The sequence below is a fragment of the Limnohabitans sp. Jir72 genome (genome assembly GCF_003063575.1).
Lineage (GTDB): Bacteria > Pseudomonadota > Gammaproteobacteria > Burkholderiales > Burkholderiaceae_C > Limnohabitans_A.
This window is the reverse complement of sequence record NZ_NESC01000006.1, coordinates 242,373-257,676: the sequence shown is the minus strand read 5'-3', so window position 1 is coordinate 257,676 and position 15,304 is coordinate 242,373. Positions and strand designations below refer to the sequence as shown.

The 15,304-nt window shown below is 59.9% G+C and carries 13 protein-coding genes and 3 tRNA genes; 6 read left to right on the top strand and 10 right to left on the bottom strand.

Features of this window, described 5'->3' with window-relative positions:
* Nucleotides 1-72: 72 nt before the first annotated feature.
* Both B9Z52_RS10660 and B9Z52_RS10655 read left to right on the top strand, forming a co-directional pair.
* Entirely contained in the window at nt 73-819 is a 747-nt protein-coding gene (locus B9Z52_RS10660) for a c-type cytochrome (protein WP_108413812.1), read from the top strand.
* The gene (locus tag B9Z52_RS10655) at nt 816-2,168 is read left to right on the top strand and encodes a cytochrome c (protein WP_108413811.1); all 1,353 of its coding nucleotides are present in this window, start codon (nt 816-818) and stop codon (nt 2,166-2,168) included. The genes B9Z52_RS10660 and B9Z52_RS10655 overlap by 4 nt, the downstream gene beginning before the upstream one ends.
* 6 nt (nt 2,169-2,174) lie before the next feature.
* On the opposite strand, the gene B9Z52_RS10650 is transcribed toward B9Z52_RS10655, so the two are convergent.
* A complete protein-coding gene (locus tag B9Z52_RS10650) occupies nt 2,175-3,401 on the bottom strand; it encodes a tetratricopeptide repeat protein (protein WP_146182826.1) in 1,227 nt (408 codons plus the stop codon).
* Between the two features lie 221 nt (nt 3,402-3,622).
* Here B9Z52_RS10650 and B9Z52_RS10645 point away from each other — a divergent pair, with 221 nt between their 5' ends.
* Nucleotides 3,623-4,378 (top strand): SDR family NAD(P)-dependent oxidoreductase, encoded by a 756-nt coding sequence (locus B9Z52_RS10645; RefSeq protein ID WP_108413809.1) that lies wholly within the window; start codon nt 3,623-3,625, stop codon nt 4,376-4,378.
* 127 nt (nt 4,379-4,505) lie between these two features.
* Nucleotides 4,506-5,690: a beta-ketothiolase BktB gene (bktB, locus tag B9Z52_RS10640; RefSeq protein ID WP_108413808.1), complete on the top strand. Its 1,185-nt coding sequence runs from the start codon at nt 4,506-4,508 to the stop codon at nt 5,688-5,690.
* A 176-nt stretch (nt 5,691-5,866) separates the two neighbouring features.
* Here the strand turns inward: bktB and B9Z52_RS10635 are convergent, their stop codons facing one another.
* A complete protein-coding gene (locus tag B9Z52_RS10635; RefSeq protein ID WP_108413807.1) occupies nt 5,867-6,619 on the bottom strand; it encodes a 2OG-Fe dioxygenase family protein in 753 nt (250 codons plus the stop codon).
* 179 nt (nt 6,620-6,798) lie between these two features.
* Between B9Z52_RS10635 and B9Z52_RS10630 the strand changes: the two genes are divergently transcribed.
* On the top strand, nt 6,799-7,263 hold the full coding sequence (locus B9Z52_RS10630) for a hemerythrin domain-containing protein (RefSeq protein WP_108413806.1): 465 nt from the start codon (nt 6,799-6,801) through the stop codon (nt 7,261-7,263).
* On the opposite strand, the gene B9Z52_RS10625 is transcribed toward B9Z52_RS10630, so the two are convergent.
* From B9Z52_RS10625 to B9Z52_RS10615, 3 genes are read right to left on the bottom strand one after another with little or no spacing between them, the layout of a single operon-like run.
* Nucleotides 7,254-8,273, bottom strand: coding sequence for a methionine synthase (locus tag B9Z52_RS10625; RefSeq protein WP_089955184.1), 1,020 nt, complete (start codon nt 8,271-8,273; stop codon nt 7,254-7,256). The two genes, B9Z52_RS10630 and B9Z52_RS10625, sit on opposite strands and share 10 nt — an antisense overlap.
* Before the next feature lie 24 nt (nt 8,274-8,297).
* A complete protein-coding gene (locus B9Z52_RS10620; protein WP_199222079.1) occupies nt 8,298-9,317 on the bottom strand; it encodes an LLM class flavin-dependent oxidoreductase in 1,020 nt (339 codons plus the stop codon).
* Nucleotides 9,318-9,351: 34 nt separating this feature from the next.
* Nucleotides 9,352-11,070: a long-chain fatty acid--CoA ligase gene (locus B9Z52_RS10615; RefSeq protein WP_108413805.1), complete on the bottom strand. Its 1,719-nt coding sequence runs from the start codon at nt 11,068-11,070 to the stop codon at nt 9,352-9,354.
* A gap of 203 nt (nt 11,071-11,273) precedes the next feature.
* Here B9Z52_RS10615 and B9Z52_RS10610 point away from each other — a divergent pair, with 203 nt between their 5' ends.
* Nucleotides 11,274-11,894, top strand: a complete 621-nt coding sequence (locus B9Z52_RS10610) for a response regulator (RefSeq protein ID WP_108413804.1) — start codon at nt 11,274-11,276, stop codon at nt 11,892-11,894.
* Between the two features lie 343 nt (nt 11,895-12,237).
* Here B9Z52_RS10610 and B9Z52_RS10605 read toward each other — a convergent pair.
* From B9Z52_RS10605 to B9Z52_RS10585, 5 genes are all read right to left on the bottom strand, one after another.
* A tRNA-Asp gene (locus B9Z52_RS10605) sits at nt 12,238-12,314 on the bottom strand.
* Nucleotides 12,315-12,363: 49 nt separating this feature from the next.
* Nucleotides 12,364-12,439 (bottom strand) — tRNA-Glu (locus B9Z52_RS10600).
* Nucleotides 12,440-12,477: 38 nt separating this feature from the next.
* Nucleotides 12,478-12,553, bottom strand: a tRNA-Ala gene (locus B9Z52_RS10595).
* Between the two features lie 76 nt (nt 12,554-12,629).
* A complete protein-coding gene (gltX, locus tag B9Z52_RS10590; RefSeq protein WP_108413803.1) occupies nt 12,630-14,042 on the bottom strand; it encodes a glutamate--tRNA ligase in 1,413 nt (470 codons plus the stop codon).
* Between the two features lie 43 nt (nt 14,043-14,085).
* Complete coding sequence (locus tag B9Z52_RS10585) at nt 14,086-15,297, bottom strand: O-succinylhomoserine sulfhydrylase (RefSeq protein WP_108413802.1); 1,212 nt, start codon at nt 15,295-15,297, stop codon at nt 14,086-14,088.
* Nucleotides 15,298-15,304 lie beyond the last annotated feature (7 nt).

Below are 15,304 nucleotides of genomic sequence, written 5' to 3'. Positions count from 1 at the left end.
ACAACCAAGCGGAAAACCCGATATTGTCGCCGCATCGGTTATCTTCAGTGCATGAGGTTATTTTTTTCACAAATGAAGTCCCCGTTGCGCCTTGTCGCCTGGACACTGAGCGGCATCTTGGGCCTCACGGCCATCGCCGCGCAGGCCCAGACCCCCGCCCGGTTTGCCGACAACATGGCCGAGCGCACCCGCGCCTGCATGGCCTGCCACGGCGACCAAGGCCGCGCCGGGCCCGATGGCTACTACCCCCGCCTGGCCGGCAAGCCAGCCGGGTACCTGCACAACCAACTGCGCAACTTCGCGCAGGGCCGCCGCCACTACGAGCTGATGGCCCGCCTGATCGATCCGCTGACCGACGAGTACCTGGGCGAGATGGCCCGGTATTTCTCATCGCTGGACTTGCCCTACCTTCCCCCCAGCGCCAGCAATGCGATCACGCCCGAGCGCCTGGCCAAAGGTCAACAACTGGTCACGCAAGGCGACGCCAGCCGGGGCCTACCCGCCTGCACGCAGTGCCACGGTGCGCGCCTGACCGGTGTGCAAGCCAACGTGCCCGGCCTGCTGGGCCTGCCCCTGGATTACCTGAACGCCCAGCTGGGTGCCTGGCAAACCGGTCAGCGCAAAGCGTTGGCGCCGGACTGCATGGCCGAGGTGGTCAAACGCATCCCAGCCGAAGACCTGATCGCAGTCTCCAGCTGGCTGGCGCGCCAGCCCTTGCCTGCCGACACCCACCCTGCGGCAAAAGCGCCCCAGGGCAAGCCATTGCCCGAAGCCTTGCGCTGCGGCAGCGCCCCTGAACTGCAGGGTGCTAAACCATGAAAACAGGCACGTCACGCATCGGCATTGGCCTGTTGGGCATCCTGCTGGCCTTGACGGTTTATGTGGCCGTGGACAACTGGGGCAGCCACTGGTTTGGGCGCCCAGACGTAGCCACACCTGCACCCACAACGGCATCTGCGCCCGCATCCACACCCGGCAACGCAGCACCAAACGCAGCGCAGATCGAGCGCGGCCAATACCTGGCGCGGGTGGGCAATTGCATCGCTTGCCACAGCGCCAAAGGTGCCCCCCCCATGGCGGGCGGCAGGCGCATCGACACGCCTTTTGGCGGCGTCTACAGCAGCAACCTCACCCCCGACCCTGCGACCGGTCTGGGCCAGTGGAGCGCAGACGATTTCTGGCAAGCCTTGCACCATGGCCGATCCCAAAACGGTCGCCTCTTGGTCCCGGCATTTCCCTACAACCACACCAGCGTGATCACCCGCGAAGACAGCGATGCGCTGCTGGCCTGGCTGCACAGCCTTGCGCCCGTGCAACAAGCCCCCACGCCCCACACCCTGATGTGGCCCGTGGGCACGCAGCCGGCCTTGGCGGTTTGGCGCAGCTTGTTTTTCAAACCGTCGCCCTTCGTGGCAGATGCCAAGCAAAGCGCCGAGTGGAACCGGGGCGCCTACCTGGTTCAGGGCTTGGGCCACTGCGCGGCCTGCCACAGCCCACGCAATGCCTTGGGCGCCAGTGGCCCAGTCGATGACCTGTCGGGTGGGCTGATGCCCATCGTCAACTGGTATGCCCCTGACCTGACCCGCGACCGTGAGACCGGATTGGCCAGCACGCCGCTGGCCGAGATCGTCCGCCTGCTGGGCACCGGCACCTCGGCCCATGCCCAAACCAGCGGCCCCATGGCCGAGGTGGTGCAGCACGGCACGCAATACACGACCCCGGCCGATTTGCAGGCCATGGCGGTGTACCTCCAGTCACGGGCGCAAAAAGCACCCGCCACTGACACGCCTGCGGCACGTGCCCCTGTGAGCCTGCGCGTGGCCGAGATGGGCCTCAAGACCTACGAGCGGCATTGCGCCCAATGCCACGGCGACCAAGGCCAGGGCGTGCGCACCGCGAACGGCCAAGTGGCCTACCCTGCCCTGGCGGGCAACCGCACCGTGCAGTTGCGCGACCCGACCAACCTGGTGCAGATGGTGCTGCATGGCGGCTACTCACCAGCCACAGCGGGCCACCCCCGCCCCTTTGGCATGCCGCCCTTTGTGCTGGAGCTGGACGACCGCGACATCGCGGCGGTGCTGACGCACCTGCGCACCCAATGGGGCAATCAAGGTGGGGAGGTCACCCCCTTGCAGGTCAACCGTATACGGGCTTCACAAGACCAGTGAGGCACTTCAAGCGCCCAGCACCTCAGCACCCAACACCTGCACCCGCCAGACGCCGTCCTGCAGGAGTTTGGCGTATGGGCCCGGCACATCCGCACGCCACTGCCCCTGGCGAACGGGTGTGTCGTATTGGCAAATCGTTTGTCCTTGCAAATCCTCGATCTTCCAGCGGACACGCTGGCCGTCGGGCAAGGCGCTGTCAGCGCCGATGCTGCTGGACGACAGATTGCAGCCCACATGAAAGTCCAGCCCCAAGTCTTGCGCTTCGTGGGGCGGAAAGTCCTGCCCGCCCATGAAACCAAAGACCGGATCGTGTGACAACAGGCTTTGCTTGACGGTGGGCCAGATGTGCATGCGCAAGAAATGCTGGTCCACCACACGGGCGCCCAGGTACTGGCCTTGAGCGATGTACTGCACCATCTGCTGGCGCACATTTTTGAAAATGCCGCAACAGCCGCCCCACATGCCCGCCAGCAACAACTCGGTGTGAGAGAAATAGTCGCGCATCAGGTGAAAACACTGGCCGCTTTGCAACCAGGCCTCGATGGCGGCCACCTCGCGCCGCGAGATCAAGGAGTCGGCATCCCGGATCAAAAAGCGGTCCACGCCCGCGTCTTCCAACACCAAAAATCGCCACATCAAACCACTGAGTTCTTGCCGGTCCTGTGGGCTGACCTCGTGCACCTGCGCGCCCAGCGCCAGCAAGCCCGAGCGCACTTGTGCGGGCACGGTCTCGTCCACGTAAAAGCGGCAAATCCACTGCGGCAGCAACTGCTGCGCCACCATGGCATTGAGCTTGGCCGTCTCGCCATAGCGGGGGTTGTCACCAAACAGGCTGAAGGCGATCACCTGGCGCAGACGGTCGGCCGTGGGCACGGCAGACTGTGCAGGCACAGGCATGGGGGTTTGGCCCTGCGTCAGGGCATCCTTGAGTTGCAAACTGCGCAGGCCGTGCTCACGCACTTCGGCATGGCGCCCCAGGTGACCACACACCTCCGTCAAACCATCCCACAGGTTCACATCTTGCGGCCCCAAAGCGCAGGCTTGGCGGTACAGCGCATAGGATTTGTTGTATTCGCGCAAACGCAAATGGCACAAAGCCGCATCGCCCAAAATTTGCGGGTGCTCGGGCATCAGGGCGCGGGCCTGCGCATTGACCGCCAAGGCTGCCGCATGATCGCCCTGGGCACAAAGCTGCACAAAACGCTGACCCAAAGCGCTCAGGCTTTGGTTCAAACGGGCAATGTTTGAGGGTGAACGTGGCTTGGCTGGCATGTGTGGTCGCGGCAAAGCGCCAAGCATACCCAAACAAACACTTTGGCATGGATTGAAATCGAAAAGCATTCTCCAAAGAATTAGTGAGCCAAGCAGACCGAGAACCTCGGCTGTCATCTGCGCTACTGCCAAATGGCTTGGGCTTTTGCGCTTGTAGCCCACACCGACTAGCATCTGAGCCTATGCAAAAACACCTCTACATTTTGACTGGTGCCTCGCGCGGCATGGGCTTGGCCATCGCCGAGCAATTGCTGCATCCCGAGCATGTCCTGGTCTGCATCGCACGCCACGCCAACCAAGATCTGGCCGCCAGCGCCAGCCAGGCACAGACTTCCTTGAGCCAATGGCACCATGACTTGAGCGACGGACAAGGTGCCAGTGAACGCTTGGGACTTTGGCTGACGCAACAGGGCCCGGCACCTTGGGCAAGCGCCACCCTCATCAACAACGCGGGGATGATCCCGCCCATCGAACCTTTGAGCCACGCCAAGCCGCAGGCTCTGGCCCAAGCGCTGCGCGTTGGCCTTGAGGCCCCCATGCAACTGTGCGCCGCCTTTCTTGGGGCCACCGAAAGCTGGGGCATGCCACGCAAAGTGCTCAACATTTCATCGGGCCTGGGCCGCTATGCCATGGCCTCGCAAGCGGGCTACTGCGCGGCCAAAGCAGGCATGGACCACTTCACCCGCTGCATGGCCCTGGACGAATCGCTCAAACCCCATGGTGCCAAGGTCTGCTCCTTGGCGCCCGGCGTCATCGACACCGACATGCAGGTGCAGCTGCGCGGTGCAGCAGGCGAGTCCTTTCCAGACCAGTCGAAGTTTTTGCAACTCAAGGCCCAAGGCCAACTCAGCTCGCCCGCACAGGCTGCCGAACTGGTGCTGCGCTTTTTGGCTCGGCCCGACTTCGGGCGCGAACCGGTGGCTGACGTGCGGAGCTGAAAGCCCCGGGTGAGCACCACCGAGTCCAAGCCAGCCACTTGTCAGGCCGTTGTAGCCAACGTGTCTGACACTGATCGGCGTTGTAACCCATCCCCATTTATCAATTTTCTTAATCTGGAGACATCCCATGAGCCGTGAAGTTGTTGTTGTCAGCGGTGTGCGCACCGCCATTGGTACCTATGGCGGCAGCCTCAAAGACATCGCCCCCACCGAGCTGGCCGCACAAGTTGTGCGCGAAGCCCTGTCCCGCGCAGGCACCGACGGCAAGGACGTCGGCCATGTGGTGTTTGGCCATGTGGTCAACACCGAACCCAAAGACATGTACCTGTCGCGCGTGGCCGCCATCAACGGTGGCTGCGCCGAAGGCACGCCCGCCTTCAACGTGAACCGCCTGTGCGGCTCGGGCCTGCAGGCCATCGTGAGTGCCAGCCAGTCCATCTTGCTGGGCGACTGCGACATCGCCATTGGCGGCGGCGCTGAAAACATGAGCCGTGGTCCCTACGCTTCGCTGTCGGCCCGCTGGGGTGCCCGCATGGGTGACACCAAGATGGTTGACATGGTGCTCGGTGCCCTGCACGACCCCTTCCACACCATCCACATGGGCGTGACGGCTGAAAACGTGGCCGCCAAGTACGGCATCACCCGCGAGATGCAAGACGCGCTGGCTGTGGAAAGCCACAACCGCGCCGAACGCGCCACAGCAGCCGGTTACTTCAAAGACCAGATCATGCCGGTCATGCTGAAAAGCAAAAAAGGCGACGTGGCCTACACCACCGACGAGCACTTCCGCCCTGGCTGCAAGCTCGAAGACATGGCCAAACTCAAGCCCGTGTTCGTGAAAGAAAACGGCACGGTGACCGCTGGCAACGCCTCGGGCATCAACGATGCAGCCGCCGCAGTGGTGCTGATGGAAGCAGGTGCTGCCAAAGCCCGTGGTGCCAAGCCCATGGCCCGCTTGGTGGGTTACGCCCACACCGGTCTGGATCCCAAAATCATGGGCGTGGGTCCCATTTCGGCCACGCACGCCGTGCTCAAGAAAACAGGCCTCACGGTGAATGACCTGGACGTGATCGAAGCCAACGAAGCCTTTGCCGCGCAAGCCTGCGCCGTGACCCGCGAGCTGGGCCTGGACCCCGCCAAGGTCAACCCCAATGGCTCGGGCATTTCTCTGGGCCACCCCATCGGTGCGACCGGTGCCCTGATCACCGTCAAAGCCCTGTACGAGTTGCAGCGCGTGAACGGCCGCTACGCACTGGTGACCATGTGCATCGGCGGCGGCCAGGGCATCGCCGCGATTTTTGAGCGCATGTAAATCACGGGGGCGAGCAAGCTGCCTACTAAGGGCTTGCCCACATCGACGCAAGGGCGATGGGGCAGACTCTTTGGAGCTTGGTGGCTTCAGCCCCGACATAGGCCTTTCGGCTATTTTTGTCTTTGTGGGAACCCACCCCTGTGGGCTCCCACAAAAAATGATCCCTTGAATGTTGTTCAAGCCTGCGCGCTGGACTCATCCAAAAAAGCGCCTGATCGCAAAGTGATCACCAGCGTATCGCGCCAGCCACCGTCCTGCTCGGGCTGAATTGGCGTGGTTTCATGGATGACGCGGGTGTCGTCCAAAAGCAAAAGCGACCAAGACTCGCTCAGCGTGAAACGCTGGCCACGCGGGCTGTCCATATCGAACACACGGGTCTCACCGCCCTTGATGCCTTGGCGGTCAATCAAAAACACCGCCACCCAATTGACGCCATCGCGGTGCGCGCCCTCGGGGGTGGGACGGCCAATGCCGTCGGTGGTGTCGATGCGAAATTGATGCGCTTCGGTGAACCAGGTCTGATCACCCTGCGCCGCCGACGCCACGCGGGCCAGCCAGCGCAGCAGCGCAGACCATACCGCTTGTTGAACCACCTCTTGGGTCATGGGCTCAAACCAGCGCTGCATGCCGCCGTGCAAGGCGTTGTAGGACACGGGTTGCCAATGCGCACGGTGCGGCATGGCCTTGAGTTCATCGCCAGTCACTTCAAAACTGGCATGCCGACGGCGGCGGTAGCGTCCGCCGTCTTTGAGGTACTGGTCGGGCGGCAAGTCGTTCCAGCTGGGCTGCAGTGCATGCAAGGCCTGCACAGACACCCCTGCCAAAGCGCAGACACTGTCGGCGCTCAAGACCGCAAAGCCTTGAGAAGACAAAGTGGCATTGAGCTGGTCAGGCGCTGTCAGCGGTGGCGGCAGGGTGTTTTGAGGCATGAAAACGTCCGGGCAATCAGGCAAAGACTGTAAGCATAACGCCCCCAACAAGCTTGACCACGAGCAAGGCCGAATGAAGGGGCTTTCATGGATATGGCTGATGTGGATCAAGCAATACAGGGTCGTCCAAATTTAAGCTCTCTCGCAAGCGGTCGCATCCGGCTGCACTGGAGAAAACCATGACCCGCCTGCAATGGAGCGCTGCCCTGTCGCTGGACATGCCCGCCATCGATGACGGACATCAACGCTTGGTGGAACTGCTGGATTTGGCCCATGAAGCCCGCGACACCTCTTTGGTCGATCGCTGGCGCGATCTGTTCACGCACACGGCGCTAATTTTTGAACGCGAAGACCGGTGGATGAACGCCACCCGATTTTCATCTGGCCCCGTTCACAGCACGCAGCACAAAGTGGTGCTGCAAGTCATGAGCGAAGGGCTGGCGGCCGGTGAGGCGGGCGATTTGGCCACGGTGCGCCAAATGGCCGGCGAACTGGGTCAATGGTTCGCCAACCATTCGCAATCGATGGATGCCGCGCTGGCCCTGCACTTGCGCAAAACCGGCTACGACCCCGCCACCGGCGTGCTCAGCATGCCCGACGACATCGCCCTAGCGGCGCAAGGCCGGGCATCACCTCAGGCGTAGCGCTGACTCGCCAGCTTGGCACCCTCGGCCAGGGCCTTGAGTTTGGCCTCGGCCACGGCGCGGCTCATCGGGGCCAGGCCGCAATTGGTGCAAGCAATCAAGCGGTTCTTGGGCACGAACTGCAAGGCGCGGCCAATCGTGTCGGCGATTTCTTCGGGCGTTTCGATGACGGGGTTGGCCACATCGATCACGCCCACCATCACGTCCTTGCCCTCCAGCAGCTTCATCATCTCCATCGGCACATGCGAGTGCATGCACTCCAGGCTGACTTGCTGGATGCTGCTCTTGGCCAAAGCCGGGAACACCTTTTCGTACTGACGCCACTCGTGGCCCAGGGTTTCTTTCCACTTGTTGTTGGCCTCGATGCCATAGCCATAGCAAATGTGGACAGCCGTGGTGCAGGTCAGGCCCCGCGCGGCCACCTCCAGCGCCTTGACGCCCCAATCGGCGGCGTCGTCCATGTAGACGTTGAAGGCCGGTTCGTCAAACTGGATGATGTCCACGCCATCGGCTTGCAGCGCCAGCGCTTCCTGGTTGAGCAGTTCGGCAAAGGCCATGGCCATCTTGACCTTGTCGCCGTAAAAGCGGTCGGCCACGGTGTCCACGATGGTCATGGGGCCGGGCAAGGTGAATTTGAGTTTTTTCTTCGTGTGGGCGCGGGCCAACTGGGCTTCGAAAGCGTGCACACGGCCTTTGAGGCGCAGGGGTGCGATGACTTGCGGCACCTGCGCGTCGTAGCGGTTGTTGCGGATGCCCATGGTGACTTTGTTCACAAAGTCGATGCCCTCGACCTGCTCGACAAAGCCGTGCACAAAGTGCTGGCGGGCTTGTTCGCCGTCACCGATCACGTCCAGACCTGCGTCTTCCTGGGCCTTGATCCACAGCAGCGTGGCGTCGGCCTTGGCTTGTTGCAGCTCAGGGCCTTGGGTGGTCCACTGGGGCCACAGTTTTTCGGTTTCGGCCAGCCAAGCCGGTTTGGGCAAACTGCCTGCGATTGCGGTGGTGAACATGTCAAAAATCCTTGGGTTAAAAATTCAAAGCGAAGAGTTTGCCGTCAATGCAAATTCTTGGGCGAGCAGCTCGTAAGAACGCATTTGGGCGGCAGGGTCATGTGTCCAAGTGATGACCACCAGTTCATCAACTTCCAGGCGTGCGGCCAGTTGGCGCAGCTTGCGGCCGACGGTGGCGGCCGAGCCGATCAGCGCCCCTTCGCGCAGTCGCTGCAACGCAAACTGCTCTGCCGGGCTGTAATCGCGCGACGCTTCTTCGGGTGGCAAGAGCGCGCCGATGCGGCCCAGGTTGCGGTCCATCTTCCAGCGGGCACGACTTTCAAACAGCCGCAGCGCTTCTTCGTCGGTGTCCGCGGCCAACGCCCACACGCACAGAGCCGCATAAGGCCTGGCCAGACTCGCACTGGGGCGGAAGGTCTCGCGGTAAATCTGCAGCGCTTCGTCAGCGCCCTGACCGTCGGTGATGAAGTAGGCAAACGCATAAGGCAGCCCCAGATGCGCTGCCAGCTGAGCGCCATAGTCAGAACTGCCCAACATCCAGACGTCGGGCGAAGTGTGCGACTGCGGATAGGCGTACACGTTGTGCCCGGGGTGACTGGGCGGCAGGTTCTGGCCCTTGACCCAGGCTTGCAGTTCCATCACTTGCTGCGGAAAACGCTCCGAGGCGTTGCGGTCGGGGTTGAGCAGCTGGGCTGTGCGTCCATCGCTGCCCGGCGCACGGCCCACGCCCAAATCGATGCGGCCCGGGGCCAGGGCATCGAGCACGCGAAACTGCTCGGCCACCTTGAGCGCCGAGTAATGCGGCAGCATCACGCCCGCGCTGCCCAAGCGGATGCGCTGCGTGCGCGCCGCAATGGCGGCCATCAAGACCTCAGGCGACGTGCCCACGATGCTGGGGTGGCTATGGTGCTCGCTCACCCAAAAGCGGTGGTAGCCCCAGGCCTCAGCTTGCTGGGCCAGCGCCAGCGTTTGGCGAATGGTCTCGTCCTGCCCACGTCCGGAGGCGGCAGCAGACTGGTCGAGGATGGAAAGTTTCAGGCTCATTCGCGCGGGATTCCAATCTGACTGAGGACTTCACTCAAGCTTTGGTTTGTGGGTCCAAAATGGCCATTTCAGCCTCTTGGAGCGCCCGCCACATGACTTTTCCGCTACCGCTTTTTGGCAGTGCATCGACAAAACTCACCGCGCGGGGCATTTTGTAAACCGCCATGTTCTCACGACACCAGTCGATGATGTCTTGCTCTGTGATTTGGCCCTTGTGGTCTTGGCGCAAAACCACGACCGCCTTGACGGACTCGCCCCGGTATGCGTCTCGCGTGGCGATGATGCAGGCCTCCTGAATGGCCGGGTGTCGGAACATCAGCGCCTCGACCTCGGCAGGCCAGACTTTGAAACCGCTGGCGTTGATCATGCGCTTCAAGCGGTCGGTCATGAAGAAATATCCCTCTTCGTCCACTCGCCCCATGTCGCCGGTTCGAAAGAACGACAAACCATCACGTTCGAAAAATGCACTCGCGGTGGCATCTGGTCGCTTCCAATAGCCCTTGAAGACTTGGGGCCCACTGGTGACAATCTCACCAGACTCACCAACTGGCAACTCAACCAAGGTTTCGGGGTCCACGATACGCGATGTCACGCTCATGAACGGAATGCCGAGGCATTGCTTCTTGGGCGCATCAGGCGGATTGGTGTGAGAGGGGGCTGCGGTTTCTGTCAGGCCATAGCCTTCAACATAACGCAGCCCAAACTGGTCCAGCAGACGTTGTGCCACAGCCTCGGGCATGGCTGCGCCACCCCCGCCTATATAGGTCAGACTGGTCAGATCGTAATTTTGTAAATTCGAACTGCCCAACAAATCGATGACCATGGTCGGAATATTGGTCCAGTGCGTGACGCCCCATTTGGAAATCAAATGACCAGCCGCATCACGGTCCCACCGAGGCATGATGACCAGACTGGCACCCAAGAATATGCTGGCGTGCATCACACTGACCATGCCTGTGATGTGAAACATAGGAACCACACACAAGGTCACGTTTTCAGGTGTGCCGTTACCCCACAAACCACTGGCCATGGCGTTGTGCATGATCGTGCCATGCGTGTGCATACACCCCTTGGGCAGGCCCGTTGTGCCACTGGTGTAAGGCAGCACTGCCAAATCATCAGGCCCGGCTTTGACTGGCGGTAATGTTGTTGCCAAATCCATGCGCATCAAGGTTTGCCATGCGTGCGCTTGACCCGAAACCAATACCGGCAAATCACGAATAGGCATCAACCATGCGCGCCAAGCCTCTGGCAAATCTTGTGGCGTGAGCGCTTCAGGCTCAAACACGTCAGAAAATTGGGTAACCACCAAGTGTTTCAATTGTTGTTGTGCAGGCAACGCATTGCTGGCCTGCGCCAGATCTGGTGCCAAATCAGCAGTGGTCACGGCTACACAAGTATCGGGGTCAGTGATGTAGTGTTTGAGTTCTTCTGCCTTGTTCATCGGGTTGACGGGCACCACCACCGCATCGAGTCGCAATATGGCGAAATGTGTGATCACCAGTTGTGGACAATTTTGCATGTTGAGCACCACGCGATCGCCCGCTTGCACACCCAACACCGCCAAGGCAGACGCCATTTTTTCTGCCTCGCTCAACAACTGGCGGTATGTGATGACCGTGCCCAGATAAACCAATGCGGGTTTATCAGGGTAACGCAGCGCACTGATGGCCAGATTCATCCACAAGGATGTGGCGGGCGGCGTGATTTTGGCGGGTAGGCGCGCAGGCCATACAGCGTCATGGGCGGACATCAACAATCTCCTGATGGGTAGAAGACATGTTAAACGCCGACCATGCGCTGGGCCCGCAAAACTTTGTCGCGGGCGAGACCATAGAAACTCTATTCAGGCAAGTGGATGTCTTTTTTGTTTCATTTTGTTTTATTTTGACTCAAATACCCATCATTGGAAATATTTAGTATTCCATTTGCCATTTTTATCATTAAAATAGGCCCATGCAAACACACCTACCACACGACACCCTGCAAGACTACTGTGGCACAACCTATGCAGCCAAACTGCTTGGACTGTCAGTGGGAACCATTCAGACCTTGGTCGAAAAAAATGAGCTTCAAGCATGGAAGACCCAAGGCGGACACAGGCGCATCTCCATGCCTTCGATTCGGGAGTATCAGCGCAAACACAATATGCTGATGTCGCCCAACGAAAGCCGGGAAGGCAGACTGAAAGTATTGCTGGTAGAAGACGATGCGGTCACACGTGACATGCTCAAAGATTTCTGCAATCGCTGTGAAACGCCTGTTGATTGCACCGCGATGTCCTCAGGCTTGGAGGCCCTCATCGACATGGCCAGTATCCAGCCTGATGTGCTGATCGCAGATCTGAACATGCCTGGAGTGGATGGTTTTGAACTTCTGCGCACGATCCGGCACACCCCTCAATTCAACCGCATGACTTGTTTGGTGATTTCTGCTTTGTCTCAAGAAGACATTGCCGCGCGGGGCGGTCTGCCAGAAGGTACTATTTTCATGGCCAAACCAGTCAACATGCAATGGTTCAATGGCTTTTTCACTGCCCTGATCGCAGGCCGCCAAGTAGAACTGCATGCTTCCTGATGGTGAGTACCGAGCCTCAGTACTTGTACTTTGCATGCAACGATGCCAAGCCTTTTTATCACGGATACAGTCACAAACATTGCCTTCACCCACTAAAACAATCACTTAGCCATCTTGCGAACGAAGCCTTTGTCGTTTCTCGAGCGAAGTTGCAACGCAACTTTCTGCAAAACTTGTGGGCAATGAGCTGCCGCCTCAGCCTGAAAAATGTGAGTGCTGTGGTCGCTGGACACCGTAGGACTCAAACACGCGCTGAATACGAAAAAAATTCATCCGAGATCAATTCCTGAAATCGTCAAGAAAAAACCCCTGTTAATCATAGATTAACAGGGGTTTATCTTTATGGCGGAGTGGACGGGACTCGAACCCGCGACCCCCGGCGTGACAGGCCGGTATTCTAACCAACTGAACTACCACTCCTGGTAGATAGCTTTGCTTCAACTTGTGTTGAAGCCAAGTGCTACAAACTTGGCGACCCTACGGGGATTCGAACCCCGGTACTCACCGTGAAAGGGTGATGTCCTAGGCCTCTAGACGATAGGGTCATAACCTGGACTGATTCTTGCGAATCTTCTCGACACTTTGGTGGAGGTAAGCGGGATCGAACCGCTGACCTCTTGCATGCCATGCAAGCGCTCTCCCAGCTGAGCTATACCCCCTTTGGTACAACATTTTAGCGTTTCTGCTTATTTGTTATGCCTCGTTGGTGTCGAGACTTGAATTATAGACAGGTTTTTAGGCATTTTGCAAACTGGCGAGAATTTTTTCGCGTTTATTCAAAGAAAGTACAGCATCCAAAGAAGGTGTCTGTGCAGTGCCCATTACCAGCACACGCACCGGCATGGCGATCTGCGGCATTTTGAGGCCCGTTGCCGCCAACACGTCCTTGATCGCGGCTGAAATCGACGCCTTGTCCCATGCGCACACAGCCAACTTTTCAGCAAGCAATGCCAAGGCCGGTTTGACCGCGTCGGTCACATGCTGGGCTTTTTCTTCCGGGTTGGGCACAACTTCTGCATAAAAGGCACTCACCCACTTGGCCAACACCACCAAAGTGTCGCATCGGTCTTTGAACAAACCGCAAATGGCGGTCAGGCGTTCATCGGCTGTCACGCCGAGCTTGGCCAAGAAGGGTTGAACTTTGACTGCCAAAGCGGCATCGTCCATGCCTTTGAGGTGCTGGGCATTGACCCAGGCCAATTTGGCCGCATCCCACTGCGCGGGGCTTTTGGACAAATGGGTGCCGTCGAACCACTGCACCATCTGATCGAGGCTGAACAGTTCGTCATCCCCATGGCTCCAGCCCAGGCGGGCCAGGTAATTGTTCATGGCTTCAGGCAGGTAACCGGCTTCATCGTAGTTGGAGACCGCCACCGCGCCACGACGTTTGGACAGTTTCTGACCGTCATCGCCCAAAATAACAGGCAGGTGACCGAACTGTGGCAGCTCAGCGCCAAGAGCGCGGTACATGTTGATCTGCCACGGCGTGTTGTTGATGTGCTCATCGCCCCGGAAGACGTGACTGATGGCCATGTCCCAATCGTCGATCACCACCGCAAAGTTGTAGGTGGGCACACCTAAGGTGCCCACTGGTGCACCATCTTCAGGCGCACGCTGGATGATCAGGTCATCGATCTCGGTGTTGCTGATGCTGATCGGGCCTTTGACCAGGTCATCCCAAGTCACCACGCTGTCCACCGGATTGGCAAAGCGGATCACCGGCTTGACGCCCGCAGGAATGGGCGGCAAAACCTTGCCCGGTGCGGGACGCCAGGTGCGGTCATACAAACGCTTTTCGCCACGCGCTTCCTGAGCAGCCTTCATCGCCTCCAGGTCTTCGGGCGTGCAGTAGCAGCGGTAGGCCGTACCCGCGGCCAGCATCTGGTCGATCACCGCCTGATAACGCGCCAGGCGCTGCATTTGGTAAATCGGGCCTTCATCGTAGCCCAAGCCCAACCAGTGCATGGACTCCAGAATTTGGTCCACCGAGTCCTGCGTAGAGCGGGCCACATCGGTGTCTTCGATGCGCAGCACAAACTCGCCGCCGTAGTGACGGGCATAAGCCCAAGAATACAAAGCGGTGCGGGCAGTGCCCAAATGCAGAAACCCCGTGGGAGACGGGGCGATGCGGGTGCGGATTTTCGTCATGGTTTCAACTCAAGAAGGGCCCCATCGGGGCCCTGAATACACATCAAAGGGTTTCGAGGCCTCGGGCCAGATCGGCCTGCATGTCGGCCACATGCTCCAAGCCCACCGCCATGCGGATCAAGCCCTGCGTGATGCCCGCGGCCTGGCGCTGGTCTTCGCTGAGCTTGCCGTGCGAAGTGCTGGCCGGGTGCGTGAGCAACGTTTTGGTGTCGCCCAGGTTGGTGCACAGCGACAGGGTTTTCAAACTGTCGAGCACATGGAAGGCCCGTGCACGGGCTGTTTGCGGGTCACCCGCTTTCACATCAAAGGACAGCACCGCACCGCCCATGCCCGACATCTGCTGCATCGACAAAGCGTACTGCGGATGGCTTTCTAAGCCAGGGTAATAGACACGCGCCACAGCAGGGTGACGCTCAAGCCAAAGGGCCATCTCATGCGCGCGGGCGCTTTGTGCCCGCATGCGGATGTCCAGCGTCTCCAGCCCTTTGAGCACCACCCAAGCATTGAAGGGCGACAACACCATGCCACCGTTTTTCATGACGGGCAGAAACTTTTCCCTGACCATCTTGTCGCTCGCGCACAAAGCACCGGCCATGACACGGCCCTGGCCATCGAGGTACTTGGTGCCCGAGTGCATGATGATGTCCGCCCCCATGGCCACTGGGCGCTGCAAGATGGGCGTGGCAAAGCAGTTGTCCACAGCCAGCAGGGCGCCCGCGTTGTGCGCCAGATCGGCCAAGGCAGCAATGTCACACACCTCGGTCAGCGGATTGGTTGGAGTCTCGGCAAACAGGATTTTGGTGTTGGGACGGATCGCCGCTTTCCAGGCCGCCAGGTCGGTTTGCGGCACGGTGGTGGACTCCACGCCAAAACGCGCGAACTCGGAGCCGATCAACTTGATGGTCGAGCCGAACATCGACTGCGAATAGACCACGTGGTCGCCCGACTTGAGCAAGCTGAACAACATCAGCATCACAGACGACATGCCTGACGAAGTGGCCAGGCAGGCCTCCGTGCCTTCCAGCGCCGCCAAACGCATCTCGAAACTGCTGACCGTCGGGTTGCCCGAGCGACCATAGGTGTAGCCCTCTTCTTCACCGGCGAAGCGACGTGCCGAGGCTTCGGCCGAGGGCTGCACATAACCACTGGTCAGGTACAGGGCTTCGGAGTTTTCGCCATACTGGCTGGGCGGCACGGCGGCACGCACGGCCAAGGTTTCCAGATGCAAATCGTCAAATTGCGAACGGTCAACCATGTCTCAC